Raw genomic sequence first — 3011 nt, forward strand, 5'->3', positions numbered from 1 at the left:
AGTAAGATAAAAAAAAGGAAGTTGGTTGCTTTTAGGATCATAATTCATTGTGCACAACATATAAGACGTAAGCAAGATTATGGTCTGGGTTTCGATGCTGTGGGTATTTCAGTTTTGTATACTATGCTATCGATAAATAAATTTAGTTGGCAAGAATAAAAGCTGATTAAATCGAGACCTCCCCTGGGCCTGCTTTCTTATTTAAAAGCTATCTTTAGAACAAATAACGGCTTCGTAATTCTATGTGATCTTCGGAGGATTTGTATCGGTTTCATGGAGGATAACTCACAAAAGATTGCTCAACTTCTTGAAAAACTAGAGGTCCTGCAGGGAGTACATACTCATTTTGCTAAAGAGATCCAAGAGATACGAGAGGAGATACGCCAATTACAACAGGCCCCTGAAACAGTTAAGTCCACTCCTATAACTGAGCAAACGCCACAAAACTCCCAGATAGAAAAACAAGAACGTGATGTGGTCATCGCAACCCCTTCATCTTCCAAATTGGTCCGTGATCCCAAACATAAAATTTTAGGGGGTGTCTGTGCCGGCATGGCTCATAAATATGGGGTAAACCTCTTCATAATACGACTCCTATGGGTGCTTTTTGCCCTGCTGTTCTGTGTTGGTGCATTGGTCTATGTGGTGCTATGGGCCACCCTACCCATAGGGGAAGCGTTATATAAAACACACGCTCCGGAGGTGGTAACCCCTGCCATGCAAACCACCTCAAAGCCTACGCCCTCAGCCCCTAAAAAACCTTCAGTAGACCTAGAAAAATACATAGGGGAAAACCTTATTAGCAAGATCGGCATCGCGGTACTTGTCATTGGGGTGGGTATTGGTGCCAAATACTCCATAGACAATGATCTTATTAGTCCGCTTGTGCGAATTATTCTGGGCTATACAATGGGGGCGGCCCTATTGGTAATTAGCCAAAGACTAAAGAAGAAATATGAGAATTTTAGTGCCGTCCTTGTCAGTGGAGCCATGGCTATCTTCTATTTTATGACCTTTGCCGCCTACTCTTTTTATGACATGTTCTCGCCCATAACTGCTTTTGCGTTGATGGTGCTGGTAACTTTTGCCGCGGTAGGGGCTGCCCTCAATTACAACAAACAATTCATAGCCCATATTGGGCTGGTGGGTGCGTATTGTATTCCATTTTTATTAAGTGAGGGGAAAGGGCAGGTGCTGGTGCTTTTTAGTTATATGACCATCATTAATGCCGGCATACTGGTCGTAGCATTTAAAAGATACTGGAAGCCGCTTTATCTGGTTGCATTCTTTGTTACCTGGCTCATTGTGCTTAGCTGGCATGAGACCAGCTATGAGACTACGGAGCATTTCAGTGTTTTGTTAGGTTTTGGCTTTGTCTTTTTTGTCCTTTTCTATCTCACCTTTCTGGGCTATAAGCTCCTTAAAAAAGAACCTTTAGAGGTACTAGATATTGTCCTGGTCCTGGTGAATTCTTTTGTATTCTACGGCCTTGGGTATAGCCTTTTAAAAGACATGCCAGAATGGGAGGCTTATCTTGGACTGTATACCCTCCTGCATGCCGTGATACATGGAGTGGTGGGCCTAGTAATCTATCAACAAAAGGGAGTAGATAAGCCTATTTTCTACCTTGTTTCGGGTATGTTCCTGGTCTTTGTTACACTCAGCATTCCGGTACAATTAGACGGGAATTGGGTTACCTTATTATGGCTGGGCGAAGCCGCCCTGCTTTTCTGGATAGGAAGAACCAAACAGCTTCCTATATATGAAAAAATTGCCTATCCCATGATCCTACTTGCTTTTATAAGTTTGCTGCAAGATTGGAGTGAAGCCTATTACGATGGGTATTTTATAGTAGAGGTTGCCCGCTTCCCCTCCCTTCTTAATGTTACCTTTTTAAGCTCCCTGCTCTTTTGTGGAGTATTGGGGTATCTGAATTACCTTAATTATAATAAAAAGTACCTGGCGGCTTTTTCAAATGATACATCCAGGACTACCGCAGTATCGGTTGTACTTACCGGCCTGTTGTTGCTTGTGTTATATTTTACGTTCTCCCTGGAAATAGCCTATTACTGGGAGGGCCTCTTCCGGGCTTCTGCTTCAGACAATGATGCGGGTAATTTTGGGCGTACCTTTAACTACGACTACCACATCTTTAAATCTATTTGGGGATTGTTGTACTTCCTGATCTATGCAACGCTGCTGCTGGCGATAAATAATTTTAAAATTAAAAGCAGGCTAATGGGGATGCTTGGTTTGGCACTTGCAGCCATTGGGTTGCTCTCCTTCTTAACCATAGGACTATACGAGCTTAGTGAGTTACGAGAAAGTTATCTTGATGAAGAAGGCGCCGTGATAACGGCAAGTTGGTTCTATCTGGGTATCCGTTACCTCGCCATTGGTCTGGTAGTGGCCTTGCTAGCAATGGCCTACCGGTATCTAAAACACCAATATCAAAAGGTAGCATATGGCCTTCCGTTTGATCTCATCCTTAGCGTTACCATTTTATGGACAGCCAGCAGTGAACTGCTCCACTGGCTCGATATTGTGGAGGCGCAGGATTCGTACAAACTCTGGCTAACTATTTTCTGGGGTGTTTATGCCCTGGGACTGAGCTCTATTGGAATTTGGAAGTCTAAAAAACACCTTAGAGTAGCGGCTATTGTTTTGTTTGGAATTACCCTTATAAAGCTGTTCCTCTACGACCTGGCAGACCTTTCTACCCTGTCAAAAACAGTCGTTTTTGTCTCCCTGGGCATCTTGTTATTGCTTATTTCCTTTTTGTACAACAAGTTTAAGGAGCTCATAATAGATAAAGAAGAGGACTAGGCAAAGATAGTTACCCACTTAAATACCTTAAAAAGACAGGGATTATGCAATTACCCCGCTTACTCCTTTTTCTTTAGTTCTTCCTCGATCATTTTACGTGTGGTGTTGATAAAATCCCTGGTGTTTAGTTCATTGATCATCACATAGTCGTGATTGTGTTTATGGTGCCAGATCTGATTCTCGAA

Annotated in this window: 1 protein-coding gene; it reads left to right on the forward strand. The window is 42.7% G+C overall.

Features of this window, described 5'->3' with window-relative positions:
- Positions 1–273: 273 nt before the first annotated feature.
- Positions 274–2826, forward strand: a complete 2553-nt coding sequence (locus WBM49_RS00375) for a DUF2339 domain-containing protein (RefSeq protein ID WP_424370072.1) — start codon at positions 274–276, stop codon at positions 2824–2826.
- Positions 2827–3011: the final 185 nt, after the last annotated feature.

The organism is Muriicola sp. (assembly GCF_049669965.1).
In the GTDB taxonomy this organism is placed as follows: Bacteria; Bacteroidota; Bacteroidia; order Flavobacteriales; family Flavobacteriaceae; genus Muriicola.

Coding starts and splice junctions, on each gene's coding strand:
- WBM49_RS00375 (WP_424370072.1), top strand. CDS start 274: ATGGAGGATAACTCACAAAAGATTGCTCAACTTCTTGAAAAACTAGAG.